Annotated in this window: 12 protein-coding genes; 4 read left to right on the forward strand and 8 right to left on the reverse strand. The window is 67.6% G+C overall.

Going from position 1 to position 13,019, the window contains the following annotated elements:
- The 3 genes from ETD85_RS64760 to ETD85_RS24385 all read right to left on the reverse strand — a co-directional run.
- Positions 1 to 257: hypothetical protein (locus ETD85_RS64760; RefSeq protein WP_206058517.1), on the reverse strand; the 257-nt coding region annotated here is incomplete at its 3' end.
- Between the two features lie 468 nt (positions 258 to 725).
- Positions 726 to 1,079, reverse strand: a complete 354-nt coding sequence (locus ETD85_RS24380; protein ID WP_138692104.1) for a VOC family protein — start codon at positions 1,077 to 1,079, stop codon at positions 726 to 728.
- A 268-nt stretch (positions 1,080 to 1,347) separates the two neighbouring features.
- Positions 1,348 to 2,274, reverse strand: a complete 927-nt coding sequence (locus ETD85_RS24385; protein ID WP_240779379.1) for an isocitrate lyase/PEP mutase family protein — start codon at positions 2,272 to 2,274, stop codon at positions 1,348 to 1,350.
- 496 nt (positions 2,275 to 2,770) lie between these two features.
- Here ETD85_RS24385 and ETD85_RS24390 point away from each other — a divergent pair, with 496 nt between their 5' ends.
- Complete coding sequence (locus ETD85_RS24390; RefSeq protein ID WP_170246820.1) at positions 2,771 to 3,211, forward strand: winged helix-turn-helix transcriptional regulator; 441 nt, start codon at positions 2,771 to 2,773, stop codon at positions 3,209 to 3,211.
- A gap of 84 nt (positions 3,212 to 3,295) precedes the next feature.
- Here the strand turns inward: ETD85_RS24390 and ETD85_RS24395 are convergent, their stop codons facing one another.
- The 3 genes from ETD85_RS24395 to ETD85_RS24405 all read right to left on the reverse strand — a co-directional run bounded on the left by ETD85_RS24395 (position 3,296) and on the right by ETD85_RS24405 (position 6,311).
- Entirely contained in the window at positions 3,296 to 3,700 is a 405-nt protein-coding gene (locus ETD85_RS24395) for a DUF6009 family protein (RefSeq protein ID WP_138692106.1), read from the reverse strand.
- Complete coding sequence (locus tag ETD85_RS24400) at positions 3,697 to 5,127, reverse strand: DNA primase family protein (RefSeq protein ID WP_206058519.1); 1,431 nt, start codon at positions 5,125 to 5,127, stop codon at positions 3,697 to 3,699. The genes ETD85_RS24395 and ETD85_RS24400 overlap by 4 nt, the downstream gene beginning before the upstream one ends.
- Positions 5,128 to 5,210: 83 nt before the next feature.
- On the reverse strand, positions 5,211 to 6,311 hold the full coding sequence (locus ETD85_RS24405) for a bifunctional DNA primase/polymerase (RefSeq protein WP_206058521.1): 1,101 nt from the start codon (positions 6,309 to 6,311) through the stop codon (positions 5,211 to 5,213).
- 1,313 nt (positions 6,312 to 7,624) lie between these two features.
- Here ETD85_RS24405 and ETD85_RS24410 point away from each other — a divergent pair.
- Together ETD85_RS24410 and ETD85_RS24415 are read left to right on the forward strand one after the other, a co-directional pair.
- Positions 7,625 to 8,868, forward strand: a protein-coding gene (locus ETD85_RS24410) for an IS3 family transposase (RefSeq protein WP_138692108.1) whose coding sequence is annotated in 2 segments (ribosomal slippage) — positions 7,625 to 7,907 and positions 7,907 to 8,868 — 1,245 coding nt in all. Because the reading frame shifts where the segments join, the coding sequence is not laid out codon by codon here.
- An 85-nt stretch (positions 8,869 to 8,953) separates the two neighbouring features.
- Positions 8,954 to 9,547: a maleylpyruvate isomerase family mycothiol-dependent enzyme gene (locus ETD85_RS24415; RefSeq protein WP_138692109.1), complete on the forward strand. Its 594-nt coding sequence runs from the start codon at positions 8,954 to 8,956 to the stop codon at positions 9,545 to 9,547.
- 177 nt (positions 9,548 to 9,724) lie between these two features.
- On the opposite strand, the gene ETD85_RS24420 is transcribed toward ETD85_RS24415, so the two are convergent.
- Both ETD85_RS24420 and ETD85_RS24425 read right to left on the reverse strand, forming a co-directional pair.
- Complete coding sequence (locus tag ETD85_RS24420; RefSeq protein ID WP_138692110.1) at positions 9,725 to 9,934, reverse strand: PF20097 family protein; 210 nt, start codon at positions 9,932 to 9,934, stop codon at positions 9,725 to 9,727.
- Between the two features lie 907 nt (positions 9,935 to 10,841).
- Positions 10,842 to 11,603: an SDR family NAD(P)-dependent oxidoreductase gene (locus ETD85_RS24425; RefSeq protein ID WP_240779381.1), complete on the reverse strand. Its 762-nt coding sequence runs from the start codon at positions 11,601 to 11,603 to the stop codon at positions 10,842 to 10,844.
- 296 nt (positions 11,604 to 11,899) lie between these two features.
- Between ETD85_RS24425 and ETD85_RS24430 the strand changes: the two genes are divergently transcribed.
- Positions 11,900 to 12,877 (forward strand): RNA polymerase subunit sigma-70, encoded by a 978-nt coding sequence (locus ETD85_RS24430; protein WP_240779383.1) that lies wholly within the window; start codon positions 11,900 to 11,902, stop codon positions 12,875 to 12,877.
- Positions 12,878 to 13,019: the final 142 nt, after the last annotated feature.

Consider the following 13,019-nt stretch of genomic DNA (forward strand, 5'->3'; position numbering starts at 1 on the left):
TCCTGATCATGGTAGGCGTCGGCCTGGACACGGTTAAGCAGATCGAGAGCCAGCTGCAGCAGCGTAACTACGAAGGTTTCCTGCGGTAGTGCGTCTCGTTCTGGTCGGGCCCCCCGGAGCGGGTAAGAGGACACAGGTGCGATACCTGGTCGGGGCGGTAAGCTGAACGATCCGACCACGCCCATGCAGAACACGATCTGCGGGTCGCCGTCGCCAGGCACGGGTTTGCCATCAGCGATGTCGTAGCGCTCGAGCACCTGGCTCTTTCGGTGCGCTGTGGGAAAGACACCGCTTCGAGGGATCGCTATGACCTGGAGGTATGGCCTGTGCTTGCCCTCCGACGGCGCCGGCGGCCTGTGGGTGGACGCATCTGACGGCGCGAATGGTCACCTTCGCCGCCGCTCCGCCGAGGGGCGTCAGGTCCGCAACGAGCTGCCGGAGTCGCTCTGCATACTCCTGGTGACGGTCCGCTGGTCGCAGGAAGAGGAAGCGGCCCAGCCGCTGGAGCATGGTGATGACGTGAGCGAACGGCGAAGGTTGAGCGGCGGTGATCTCGTTCACCGGGCGTTCCCCTCTGGGCCTGTGGGCCGGGGGTGACCTTCGTCTGCCAGGGCACCCCGGGCAGCGGAACGCGGCAGTCTTCGGGCACTACCTGGTGAATCGCATGCCAGGTAGCGCTTGTGGCCGCCAGGCCAGGCGGCGTTTCGCGTGGTGACGCTAGGGAGCTATGCGTCCTGCTTGAGCTGGATGATCTGGAGATAGTTTCCATCAGGGTCTGCGAACGTCCCGAAGCGGCCGCCGGGGCGATCCTCGGCGGGAACGAGCCAATCCACGCCCGCTGCCTGCAGCTGCGCCTCGACGGCGTCGAAGTCGTCGACGTGGAAGTTGAGGATCATTCGGCCCGGCTCGTTGTTCTTCGTGCCGACGTCGTCGCGCTGTTCGATGACCAGCCAGAAGCCGCCGAGATCGATTGGCCCTTCGTCCGTCTGCCCGGGTGCGAGCGCCTTGCGATACCAGTCACGCAGTTTCGCGGGCTGAGTGGTGCCCAGCAGGATGCTGCCGGGCTTCGGAGTGAGCATCTCGGTGTCCTTGTCGTTGTTTCATTGAGACGGCCGCGAGAATGGGAGCGCTGTTATCGACGTAGGTGGGCGATCCTGCGCCTTCCGACGGCGTGATAGAGGTCTGCACTGGCGCGGCGCAGAATCGATGTCAGCGCGTTTTCCCTCCACGGGCATCGGCGCGCGTGTCGGCTGCGGGCACGTGACGCGATCGCCTGGCTGTAGCGATCGTGCGCGGTGGGAGCGGCACCCCCTGGTTGAACGTCGTTCCGTGGCCGAGATCGTGTCGTTACTGGAAGGGATTGGCGTCAGCGGCGAGGGCGGGCAGGAGCGTGGTTTCAAGCATGCTGTACAGGTGCCGTTGAAACATGGGTCCGAAGGTGATCCTGGCGACTCCAAGGGAGGCGAGTTCGGCCAGGGAATGGGCGCCGCGGCCGTAGGCCACGTTGATGGGGCCGGGGATGCCTTCGGTGAGGGTCCTGATCACGGTGGGGTCGCCCACCCCGATCGGATAGACGCAGTCGACGCCCGCCTCGAGGTAGCGCACGCCGCGCTCCAGGGCGGTGGCCAGCTGCTCCTCCGGGGTACCCGCGCGGCGCAGGAACGCGTCCGTGCGCGCGTTGATGACCAGGTCCACATTCGAGGACTGCGCCGCCTGGCGGACGGCGGCCAGGAAATCCGCCTGCTCGCCGACGCTCAGCAGTTTCCCGCTCGCCGGGTCTGAATCCTCCAGGTTCAGGCCTACCGCTCCGGTCGCGGCGAACCGCTCGACCAGCTCTGCCGGTGCCAGCCCGTATCCGCGCTCGAAGTCCACGGTCACAGGCAACCGCACCGCCTGCACGATCCGCCGTGTCGCGTCCAGGACCTCCTGTACTGGAGTCGCCTCCCCGTCCTCGAATCCGAGGATCTGGGAGGTTGCGGCGCTGCTCGTGGCCACGGCGGCGAAGCCGGCGGCCTCCACCATCCGTGCCGAGGCCGCGTCCCACGCGTTGGGGAGTACCACGGGGGCACCCGCGACGTGCAGTGCTCGCAACACCGCGCTCTTCTCCGGCTTCGGCGTGGTCACACCGAGCGCGGCGGCGGTTGCGGTGACGCTGGAGGCATCGTCGGCGGTGGTGTTCCTGCTGGGTGAGTCACTCATCTTGATCTTCCTCTTCTGGGTGGGTGTATGGAGGTCGGCGGCTGGGGCGAAAGCGCTGTGCCGGACGGGGAACACGTCCTCCGGCCAGCCGCAGTGTGCGACGGAAAGTGCGACCGAACCGGCAAAGGCTAAGGCCGGGCAGGCACAGCGGCACTGCGATGGCCGCGATGATCGGTGTGCGGGCAGCGACGCATTCTTGTAGCCGGCGGACCCGCCGCTGCGAGCTCTCCTAGAATGAGCAGGGTGATCACACCGATCGACGGCCGGCAGGGCATAAGCGGTCAGGAGCGTTCCTGTCCGCAAGGAGGGGGATCTGGCGGTCAGCGGCGATCACGTTCGCCGTGCCGACTGCGGGCAGCTCCGCACCGCCCATCACGAATGGCATCGCTAGGCCTCGGGTCAGTGACGCCTGTTGGCTGCTCATGGGGTGCGTCCTTGTCATGTGGTACGGAGTCGTCGGCGACGGCCATGCGGCCGGGCCGGTGTCACCCTCCCTCGAACGAGCTGGTAGCGTGATGCTAGCTAGAGTGCTTTCATCATGCAAGAAACGGGGAGATGCATGCTGGGCCGGATGTACGAAGGCGAGGATTGCGCGGCAGCCCGGGCGCTGGAGCTGGTCGGCGAACGCTGGAGCCTGCTGATCCTGCGCGACGCGCTCTTTCGACACTTCACCCGGTACTCCCAGTTTCAGAGCAGTCTGGCCATTGCGCCGAACATTCTGGCCAAACGCCTCAACACCCTGGTCGAGGCTGGAATATTCCGTACACATGCTCTTGAGACCAGGCCGGGCCATCAGGAGTACCTGCTGACTGAGATGGGCCAGTCGCTCAAGCCGGTCATCATCGCGCTGACGCGATGGGGTGATCAATGGGTCGGCCCGGGACCGGTGGAGTTCGTGCACCACCAGTGCGACACGGAGGTCGAGCACGAGATCCGGTGCACCGTCTGCGGGGATGACGTTGCCTTGGCGGACGTTCAGGTCCGGCTGCGAGCAGTCCGGCCGGTGGGGTAGCGGCCCGATGCCAGCCGATGTTCGACGACGACGGCGCGCCCGGACTCAAGGGCGTCGTCGTGCATTCGCTCGCTCGGGTCTTCGCTACGCCTTGTCGAGGGTGATCCCCAGCTCGACCATGGCGGGGGAGGGGGGACCGCCTTCCGAACGTTCGGTCTTCCTGCCAGGCACGCGCGGCGCCAGGGTGCGGGGATCGACCGCTTCGACGGGGGCCCCCGTGCTGTAGAAGCCCTGCGGCTGCTGATCGCGATCATGCGGTGCGAGCCAGAACACACGTCGCAGAAAGGTTCCCGAGACAGGCGAGCCCTTGGCGCTCGAGCCCAGGATGGCATAGCCCACCATCCGGCCGTTGCGGTAGTAAGCGGGCTTGCGGCCGCGCGTCGGCAGCCGGTCGAGGCATTGGCGGACGTAGTCGAGGTCCTGGATGTCCTCGAGCCATACCAGCTCGGTTTCGTGCGTGAGGTTGTCGGGTGTGATCGAAGCGCTCACCGCTGCAGCTCCTCACCGTCAAGATCGGAGATCAAGCCTAGCCCTGGATAGAACTTGCGAGAGTTCGACAGAAGCATCTCTTTCGGAGAGGCCATTCCCAGGGTGTCGCGTACGCGGGCTGCGAAGGCGCGAGCCGAGACGGGGGTTGCTCCTTCGTGACCACACCAACGAGTGTAAGCGCTGTAGAGGCTCGCTTGCTCGGCCCGCAGGGTCGGATCGAGCTTGCACGCCTCGACGACGAACCGGCCGACGACATCTTCCGTCGCCTCGTAGGCGTCGGTAGCCAGCTGGACGCGGGGCGGTCCGGACAGGTCCTTCTCACCCTTCAGGTAGCGGCCGGCGCCTTCGATCAGCCAGGCCAGGATGCCCGATCCCTCTTCCTGGACGAGGATGCGGGCAAGGTTGTCGATCTTGCGGTCTTCGGCGACGACTCGCTCGAACGGGATCAGCCGGAGCCTGCGCCAGAAGGCGAATCCACCGGTCATCACCTCGGGACGATGGTTGCCGAGCAACCAGAGGTGGTGGGTGGGGTCGAAGCTGAAGAAGTCCTGGCGCATCCGGCGGGCCTTGATCTTGTCTCCGCCCGTGAGGAGCTTGACACGCGCCTCGTCGAAGCGGTCGCCGGGCTTGAGCTCCGAGCACACGATGATGCGTCGGCCGCGCAGCTCGGCCAGCTCGGTCGGGTGCCCGTCGAAGGTCTTGGCCATCAGGAAGCCGGGAGGTGCCGCATCGGCGTAATCGCCCAGCAGTTGCAGCATCACCTCGACCAGAACGGACTTGCCGTTCTTGCCCTGACCGTACAGGAACGGCATGACCTGGGCGCCGACGTCGCCGGTGATCGAGTAGCCGAGCAGGACGTGGAGGAAGTCGATCGTCTGTTGTCCTTCGTCGTCGCTTCCGAAGGTGTCCTCAAGGAAGCGCCGCCACCGGGGCGTGGCCGAGGGCTGAGGGGAGACGGTGGTGGAACGCGAGTGTGGCTGCTTCCGGGGATCGGGGGCCGAGATGACGCCACTGCGTAGATCCACGACCCCCGCCGGAGTGCACAGCGCATAGGGGTCGGCGTCGAGCAGCGACGGCGCCAGGACCATGCCCGGAGCCGCCTTCGCCTGAGCCAGGAGGGCGTGCATCCCCGTGGTGGACAGCGCGCGCCGCCGATGCCGTCGCAACTCGGCGGAGCTGTGGCGGCCCCGGGGGTCGAAGGTCGCGAGTTGCTCCGCCATCTCGCCCGCGGCCCACATGACGGCATCGCTCTCGTCGAGCACCCACCGATGATGGGCCCAGCGGAACCAGCCCATGCCGGGGACGTGCCGGAAGTCGCGGCCATGGAGGCGCACGAACAGTTTGGCGTTGCCCCGGTCGGTCAGGCTGTCGGGCAGGAGACCCTCACTGGCGATCGGGGTGGGCTGTTCCTGGCGGTTCGGCGGCAACTTGGGGCCCGCGGCCTCGGACAGGTCGAGGATCTGCTGGGCGGCGGCGATCGGGTCGAATTCGTCTCGGTCTTTGGACGGGTTCACGGCCGTTCCTGGGGATGGAACGGGCGGCGCTGCCCAGCGGCCAGGCCGGAGTCGATGATGCGCTCGAACCGTCGTTCCTGGCCGGGGCGGGCGTGCTGTGCGGCCCGGGTCAGGATGGCGTGGGCGATGCCGTGCGTGAGATAGCCGGCGGCGACGAGGCCGCCGGCGGTGTAGGCGGCCCGGTTGAGCTTCGCGCTGAACCCGGCTCCTTCCGGCACCAGGCGGCAGGCCTCCACGTCCGCGACGAGGCGTCGTAACGTGCGGTCGCCCACGGTGTCCGAGCCGCCGCCGGCCTCCAGCACGGCCAGACGGGCGCGCGGCGGAACCGCGGGCGTCTTGGGCGCCGTCTCCTGGGAGACCAGGTGGCCCGTCCTGATCAGCTCATGGCGCAGCCACGAGGGCAGGAGTGCGGGCTGTCTGCACTCACCGACGGCGATGTAAGCACCGTCCTTCGTCCGTGTCCCCGGCGCGATGATGTACCCGCCGGTGGCGCGCACATCGACCTGCCAGGCCAGCGCACGGCCGGGGCCCGACCCGGTGGAGCACAGGTACATTTCGCCAGGAGCCGCCCGGTACCACACATGCAGGCCTCCTGAGGGGGTGCGTACACGCAGGGTGGATTCGTCGTCGGCGGGACTCGGCTCGCCGCGCAGCGCGGCGAGGAGGGCGATGGTGTGGAAACCGTTGGCCAGCCCTGACAGGTCGACCCGGGGATCGATGGTGATGCCGGGCAGGAGACGTCCGCGGTCGGGGACCGGGGTGGGATGGGCGTCGACGTCGATCACCACCAGTCCGGCCGGACCGCAAGCCACCCCCACCCCGAAGCGCGGGGTATGTCTCCACCAGGAGGTGATGAGGTCCTCATCGAGCGTGGCGGCGAGGAACCCATGACACCAGCGGCCTTGCGTCAGACAGGGGCATCCCCGTGTCGTGTGGCCCCGCTCGCTGCACGTCGCGCAGTTTCCCGCAGGGGTCTTCGCGCCCGGCCGCAGCGGGTGCACCGGCCACGCCTGACCGGCGCACCACTGGGCGATGGCCAGAGGCCGGGGGAGGGCGAACGCCGCGTGCTGACTGTGGTGATCGGAGTGCAGCGTCACGTCGTCCCTCCCTGTCGCTGGTTGGATGTCGGCTGAGTCGCTGCCCTGTGAGAACGTCGCCCTGATGGCGGGTGTGCCTCGCTGCGAAAGTGACCGGAGCGACTGAAGCGACTGAAGTTTTGGTCTGGCGTTAAAAGCCTAGCCGACGGCTCACCTCGGAGGGGCGTTTGCCGATGATGACCTGTGGAAGCGACTCGGCACACCTTTCGCCGCGGAGCGCTCGCCGGGTGGTCGCCTTCGCCCGAGAGGTCAGTCCCAGCTCAAAGGCCATTCTGCCGCATCGCGAGCGACTGAAGCGACCAAGGCTGACCACCTATGAGATCGGGGAGGCGGCGGTTCGGGGTTGTTCTGAGGTCGCGTCGCTTCGGTCGCTCTGGAGGCTCCTTTCAGACGCTGACCTGTGGTTTCGGCTGCGACTCAACGACAGCGACTTGATGGGGCAAGGTCGGGCTGTCGCTGCTTGACCCTCAGGCAAGGCGCGATGCCGTTGACGGCTGGGAGGAAGCGCAGCTCACCGAGCCCTGCTCGACTCGAACAGCGACTGAAGCGACTGAAATCCGGGATCGACTCAGCGGTCGCATGCCGAGGGCGCGACTGGCGCATCCTGTTGGCGATTTGAGTCGCTTCAGTCGCTGCGCCGTCGCGTACGCGACGATCGAGTGCTGTTGCCGGCCCTTCCCAAGTCAAGGGGACGGGCGGTACCGGCGTCAGCCGGGTGGAGGGTCTATGCGCTCATCGTCTTCCCTCCGGCGGGGACGATTCACGTCGTCGCGGATCACGGAGCCAACGTCGATGATCGCCTCGCCGCCGGCGGCACTGGCGTGATCGTGGATCGCTGTTGCGTGCGGTCATTCATCCCTTTGCGAACGTCGATTAGCGGCGGCCTCACAGATAGGGACCGGACCCGGAGCGGAAAGGAATCGGTCGCGTGACCAACGTGTCTCATTGGGGTGAGGCCCGGGGTGAGGCCTCCTTGCCCGGCAGGCCGCGACCGGCCCGTGGCCGCACCGATTTCAGGGCTGCTCGCCGTCCACCGACCGTCGGGGGGCGAACGCCGGCTTCGGTGACCGCTCGCCTCACAGATGCCGAGTACGTCATCCGATGCTTTTCGGGCCCCGTGCGGGTCTTCTCTAGTGAAGGCCGCACCGGAAATGCCAGCCCGTCGATATCTGCCGCAGGACCCAGGGCTTGCGAGGAGATCGTGCCGGCTGAGGCGACGACGTGTGACTCTGCCGGCACAACGGATCCGTTCCAGGGAGCTCTGAATCGCCCCGGGTTCGGTGGAGACTTGATCTCTTGAGAGGATCGAGTCCATGCCTGGTAAGTCTCCCTATCCCGCTGAACTGCGTCGCCGAGCGGTGCGGATGGTCGCCGAGGTGCGGCCGGATTACCCGACCGAGTGGGCCACGATCAACGCGGTGGCGACCAAGCTCGGCATCGGCACCGCGGAGACACTGCGCACCTGGGTCCGCCAGGCCCAGATCGACGAGGGCAACCGGCCCGGCCGCAGCACGGAGGAGGCGGCCGAGCTGAAGCGGCTGCGCCGGGAGAACGCCGAACTCCGGCGCGCCAACGAGATCCTGAAGGCCGCGTCGGCTTTCTTCGCGGCCGAGCTCGACCGGCCACACACGCACTCGTGACCTTCATCGACCAGCACGCCGGCGTGTTCGGTGTCGAGCCGATCTGCCGTGTCCTGACCGAACACGGCTGCCCCATCTCCACCAGCACCTACTACGCCGCCAAGAACCGCCCGCCCTCGACGCGGGCGGTGCGCGACGCCGAACTGGACGAACACATCCAGCGCATCCACGCCGCCAACTACGGCGTCTACGGCGCCCGCAAGGTCTGGCAGCACCTGCTGCGGGAGGGGCATCGGGTGGCCCGCTGCACCGTCGAGCGGCGTATGCGCGCGCTCGGCCTGCAGGGCGCGCGCCGGGGCAAGAAGATCCGCACCACGACGCCCGATCCAGGACATGAGCGGGCGGCCGACCGGCTGCGACGCGACTTCACCGCCGAGCGGCCGAACGCCACCTGGGTGGCCGACTTCACCCACGTGACGGCCTGGTGCGGGGTGGTCTACGTAGCGTTCGTCGTCGACATCTACTCCCGGGCGATCGTCGGCTGGGCCGCCTCGCTGACCAAGCACACCACCCTCGTGCTGGACGCCCTGGACATGGCCTTGTGGCGGCGCGAGCGCACCGGACACCCGGTCGGGCCGGGACTGATTCATCACTCGGACGCGGGCAGTCAATACACGTCTTTCCGGTTCACCACCCATCTGCTGGCGGCCGGCATCGACGCCTCCATCGGCACGGTCGGCGACGCGCTCGACAACGCCCTGATGGAATCGCAGATCGGCCTGTTCAAGACCGAGCTGATCAAGCCCCGAGGCCCTTGGCGCAGCCTGGCCGACGTGGAACTGGCCACCGCTGAATGGGTGGCTTGGTTCAACACCACCCGCCTGCACTCAGCCATCGGGCACCTCCCGCCCGAGGAGTTCGAGGCGATCTACTACGCTCAACACCACCCCCACGAAGCCCTGGCAATCAACCGCTGAGGTCTCCATCAAAGCCGGGGCGGTTCACTCGACGACCTGTGACCGCCGGGCTTTCCCAGTCAGCACCGTGGCAAGGAGCGACAAGATGATTGACAAGGACGTGTCCTGGCTGCTGCCGCCCGCCATCGAATACGCGCTTGAATGTGTTTCTCACATCACGCAAGAGTCGCTGACACATCAGACTCCCTGTGCCGAATGGAATCTCGCGGAGCTTCTTTCCCACGTCAATGATTCCCTCGCCATCCTGCATGAAGGGGCCGTCCTGGGTTTCATCGCCGGTGACCCGATGGCCGTGCCCGGCGACTTGCCGGCGGACAACCTCGTACAGACGTTCACCGGCAGGGCCCGGCAGTTCCTCGCCGCGGTCACACCCGCAAGTGGCGACGAGAGTTCCGTCGCCATCGCGGACCGCGTCCTGTCACGCGACATCATGATCGCCGTCGGCGTGGTCGAGGTCGCCATCCACGGGTGGGACATCGCGTGTTCCTGCAACGTCCGCAAGCCGATCCCGGCGGCGCTCGCCTCGGGCATCATGGAAATCGTCCCGATGCTGGTCACGGACGATGCCCGGGCAGGCGATTTCGGGCGTCCGGTTCTTGTGTCGCCCCTGGCCGGCCCCAGCGACCGACTCCTGGCATTCCTTGGGCGGGAAGGCAGCGCCCAGCAGTTTGTCAACTGACTTGGACGCGGCGGACGGGCGCAGCCGTCCCGCCGTCTCGGGGCGGCGGCGGCGCTTTCCGGAGATGGCGCCGGGCCGGCAGGTATGCGCGTCGCCCAGCGCGGGACGGCCGTCGCGCAGCACGCACGGGACGTCCCCAGCGGAGGCTCCTGCACGGTGCCGTGTTGGTGAGCCGGCTCAGCTTCCCGGTATGACCACGGTGCTGCAGGCATCGCAGCGCAGCGCGTCGACGCTCCGGTAGCCGAATCCACGCGTCAGCCGCACGCCACCGATGTCACCCAGCATGCTCATCTGCTTCTTGAACTTGACTCCAGGTGACCTGCCGACCACAATCCCCGCCTCCATCACGTTCGCGCACAGGGGGCAGGGCAGCGCAGTGTCCGTCATGACCACGAGCCTGCGTAGCGGACGGCCTTGCCGGGCTGCCGGTGTGGTTCTGGTCGGGGGACCGCTTCCGGTCATGGGCAACGATCGGCGTGCTCGAGTAGTGGATGCGGGCGACGATCACCGAGGCCGCCAACCCGTGGGCAGGTCGACCTTGACTTGGTCGGTGTGGATTCCGCCACGGCCCGCGCTCACCGCCATGCCGCTGAGATGGCCTTGGACGGTGAGCCGGTCGCAGTGCTGGAATGCGAGCACAGTCACGACTCGCGTCAGGTCGGTCTCTATCCCGGCATCCGAATCCTGGGGCGCGGCCCTCCGCGGCGTCAGGTGAGGCTTGCGGTGGTGTTCACCTCGTTCGGCAGATCGGGTCAAGGCTCGTTGAGTCGGTCCCCGGCCCGCATCGAGTGGCCGAGATCGGCGGGCTGGGCGCCGGGGAGGTGGTCGTGGAGCCGGTGCCGACGCTCGCCTGATCGCCCGGACGGTCCCGCCAGGGGGGAGGGGCGAACCGTGGTGGCCGCGAGAGGAGCCGCTGGTCGCGATTGCCGATCTGGTCACCGCACTCGCTATGCGACGCGAAGCGGTGACCAGATCGGCGGGCACACGCCACTCCCAACCGGCGGCCCCAGGCAAGCTGGTACCGCCGGCGTCGGAGATGAATGCTCCTTCTGGAGTGTGATGTCTGCGGGATCCAGAAAGGCGCCTGCTTATGATCCACTGTGTGGAAACAGCTCAGCAAGGGAGCGTCCTGCCAACCTTCGCCTGAATACTGACTCTGCAGGTCGCTGAGGTGGTCCGGGAGCTGTTCGGGGTGTTGTACGCGCTGTGGGTCTGCGGGCCGGATTTGAGCGGGCGGTGTTCGCCCGCCGGGCGGCCGGGTGCTACGAATAAGGCGGTCATCGGCACCGGACGGCTACGATATGCCGCCGTCCACGACGATCTCCTGGCCCGTGACGTAGGAGGCGTCACTGGAAGCGAGGAATGCGACGACGCCGGCTACTTCCGCGGGTGTGCCGAGCCGGTTCATGGGTGCCGCGGCGGCCATCTGGCGCATCCGCTCGGCCGTCTCCGCCTGTGGGAGAAGGGCGGGGCCGGATACGTCGATCGGGCCGGGGCTCACGACGTTCACCCGGATCCGCCGCGGTGCGAGTTCGGCCGCCGCGCTACGGGCGAATGACCGCAGGGCGGCCTTGGACGCGGTGTAGACGCTGGTTCCGGGCCGGCGCCACGCCGGATCGACCGGAGCCAGACCGCACAGGACGACGGCGCCTCCGTCGTTGAGATGCGGGATCGCCTTCTGCAGAGTGAAGAACGCGCCTTTGGCGTTGACATCGAAGGCTTCGTCGAAGAAGCTTTCCGTCGCATCCTGAAGCGGCTGGAACCCTTTGAAGCCGGCATTGACGAAGAGCACGTCGATCTGGCCGAGTTCGCGCGTGACAGTGGAGAGCAGCAGGTCGATCTCCTCCAGCAGGCTGATGTCGGCTGTGACGGTGAGGACGTTGCCGCCGATCGAGGTAGCGGCTTGGCGGAGCCGCTGCCGGTCCCGTCCGGCGATGGCGACGCGGGCGCCCTCCTGGTGGAACCGTTTCGCCGTTGCCAGGCCGCTGCCGCCACCCGTCACAACAGCGACCAGGCCGTCAATCTGCCCATCGCCGCGGATTCTCCCTGCATTCACCTAACTTGCTTGCATGAAGCTAGTAATGTAGGGGGGTAGGTAGCATCATGCAAGCGTCCCTGGGGAGGTCTCAGAGATGCTGGCCCGGACTTACGACGATCAGGACTGCTCGGCGCGTGAGGTCAGGGTCGCCGGCGAGCTCGAAGGCGGCTCTAAGTAAATCGGCGATGGGCGAACGAGCCCGCTCCCATCCGATCGGCGCCGCTTTCGTATTTTCCGGCGGCCTGACCCCCGGCACCGCAAGGGCAGGCCGGAGACAGGGTCACCTCGACCTGTGCAAAAGGGGAAACCGAACAGTGTCAAGCGACGACTCCACCCTTGACTTCGTCAGCAGCACCGATCCCTACCGGCGCGAGTTACTCGCCCACTGCTACCGCATGCTGGGATCGCTGGAGGAGGCCGAGGACCTGGTGCAGGAGACGTATCTGCGTGCCTGGCGGGCGTTCGGGCGGTTCGAGGGCAGGTCGTCGGTGCGCACTTGGCTCTATCGCATCGCCACCAACGCGTGCCTGACCGCTCTGGAGCACGCCAGCCGCAAGGTGCTGCCGTCGGGGCTCATGCACCCTGGTGACGATCCGTACGCGCCGTCGCCCGCCGCCGACCCAGACGTCCCATGGATCCAGCCGATTCTGGACGCGCTCGTGGAACCGGAGTCGCAGGATCCGGCCGCCATCGTCACGGCGCGGGAAAGTCTGCGCCTGGCGCTGATCGTCACCCTGCGTCATCTGCCCGCGCGGCAACGGGTCGTGCTCATCCTCCGGGAAGTCCTGGCGTTCCCCGCCGCCGAAGTCGCGCGCATGCTGGGCACGAGTGTCCCGGCCGTCAAAAGCCTGCTCCAGCGGGCCCGCGCCACGCTGGAGCAGGACGCCCCGACCACGGATCACGTCATAGAGCCCTCCGATCCGCGGGCGCGCGAACTGCTGGCGAGATACATGGGGGCCTTCGAGAAGTCGGATGCGGCCGCCTTGCAGGCGATCCTTCGTGACGACGTCGCCCTGGAGGCGACGGCGGCCGGCACCTGGTTCGATGGCATGGCGACGTGTGTGCCGTTCCTGGCCACACCCGTGCTGGGATCCCCTGGCCGCCGGCGGCCGGTGCCGGCCGCGGCCAAGAGCCAGCCCGCCGCGGCCTGCTACGTCCGCAAGGACGAGGGCTACCACGCATACGGGCTCGCCGTCACGACAACCGGGACCAGCCGCATCACCATGTTCGGGGGCCCCTCCGTCATCGCCGCCAGTGGCCTGCCGCCCATCCTGGAGGAACAGGGGCAGTGAGCACGACCCTCCGCCGCCGGCGGGCTGCCGCGTGACGCCGGCCGGCGAGGTCCGGCTCCGGTGACGCGGATGGCGGCGTGTTCTCGCGTCGGAATCTGGCCGGAATGCAGCGGTGAATGGCGGCGATGACGGTGGACAGCTC

The organism is Nonomuraea zeae, assembly GCF_005889725.1.
GTDB classification, from domain to species: Bacteria; Actinomycetota; Actinomycetes; order Streptosporangiales; family Streptosporangiaceae; genus Nonomuraea; species Nonomuraea zeae.

Excerpts from the sequence above, each read along its gene's own strand:
- ETD85_RS24390 (WP_170246820.1), top strand. The coding sequence starts at position 2,771 with ATGTACGAAGGCGAGGATTGCGCGGCAGCCCGGGCGCTGGAGCTGGTC.
- ETD85_RS24415 (WP_138692109.1), top strand. The coding sequence starts at position 8,954 with ATGATTGACAAGGACGTGTCCTGGCTGCTGCCGCCCGCCATCGAATAC.
- ETD85_RS24380 (WP_138692104.1), bottom strand. The coding sequence starts at position 1,079 with ATGCTCACTCCGAAGCCCGGCAGCATCCTGCTGGGCACCACTCAGCCC.
- ETD85_RS24420 (WP_138692110.1), bottom strand. The coding sequence starts at position 9,934 with ATGACGGACACTGCGCTGCCCTGCCCCCTGTGCGCGAACGTGATGGAG.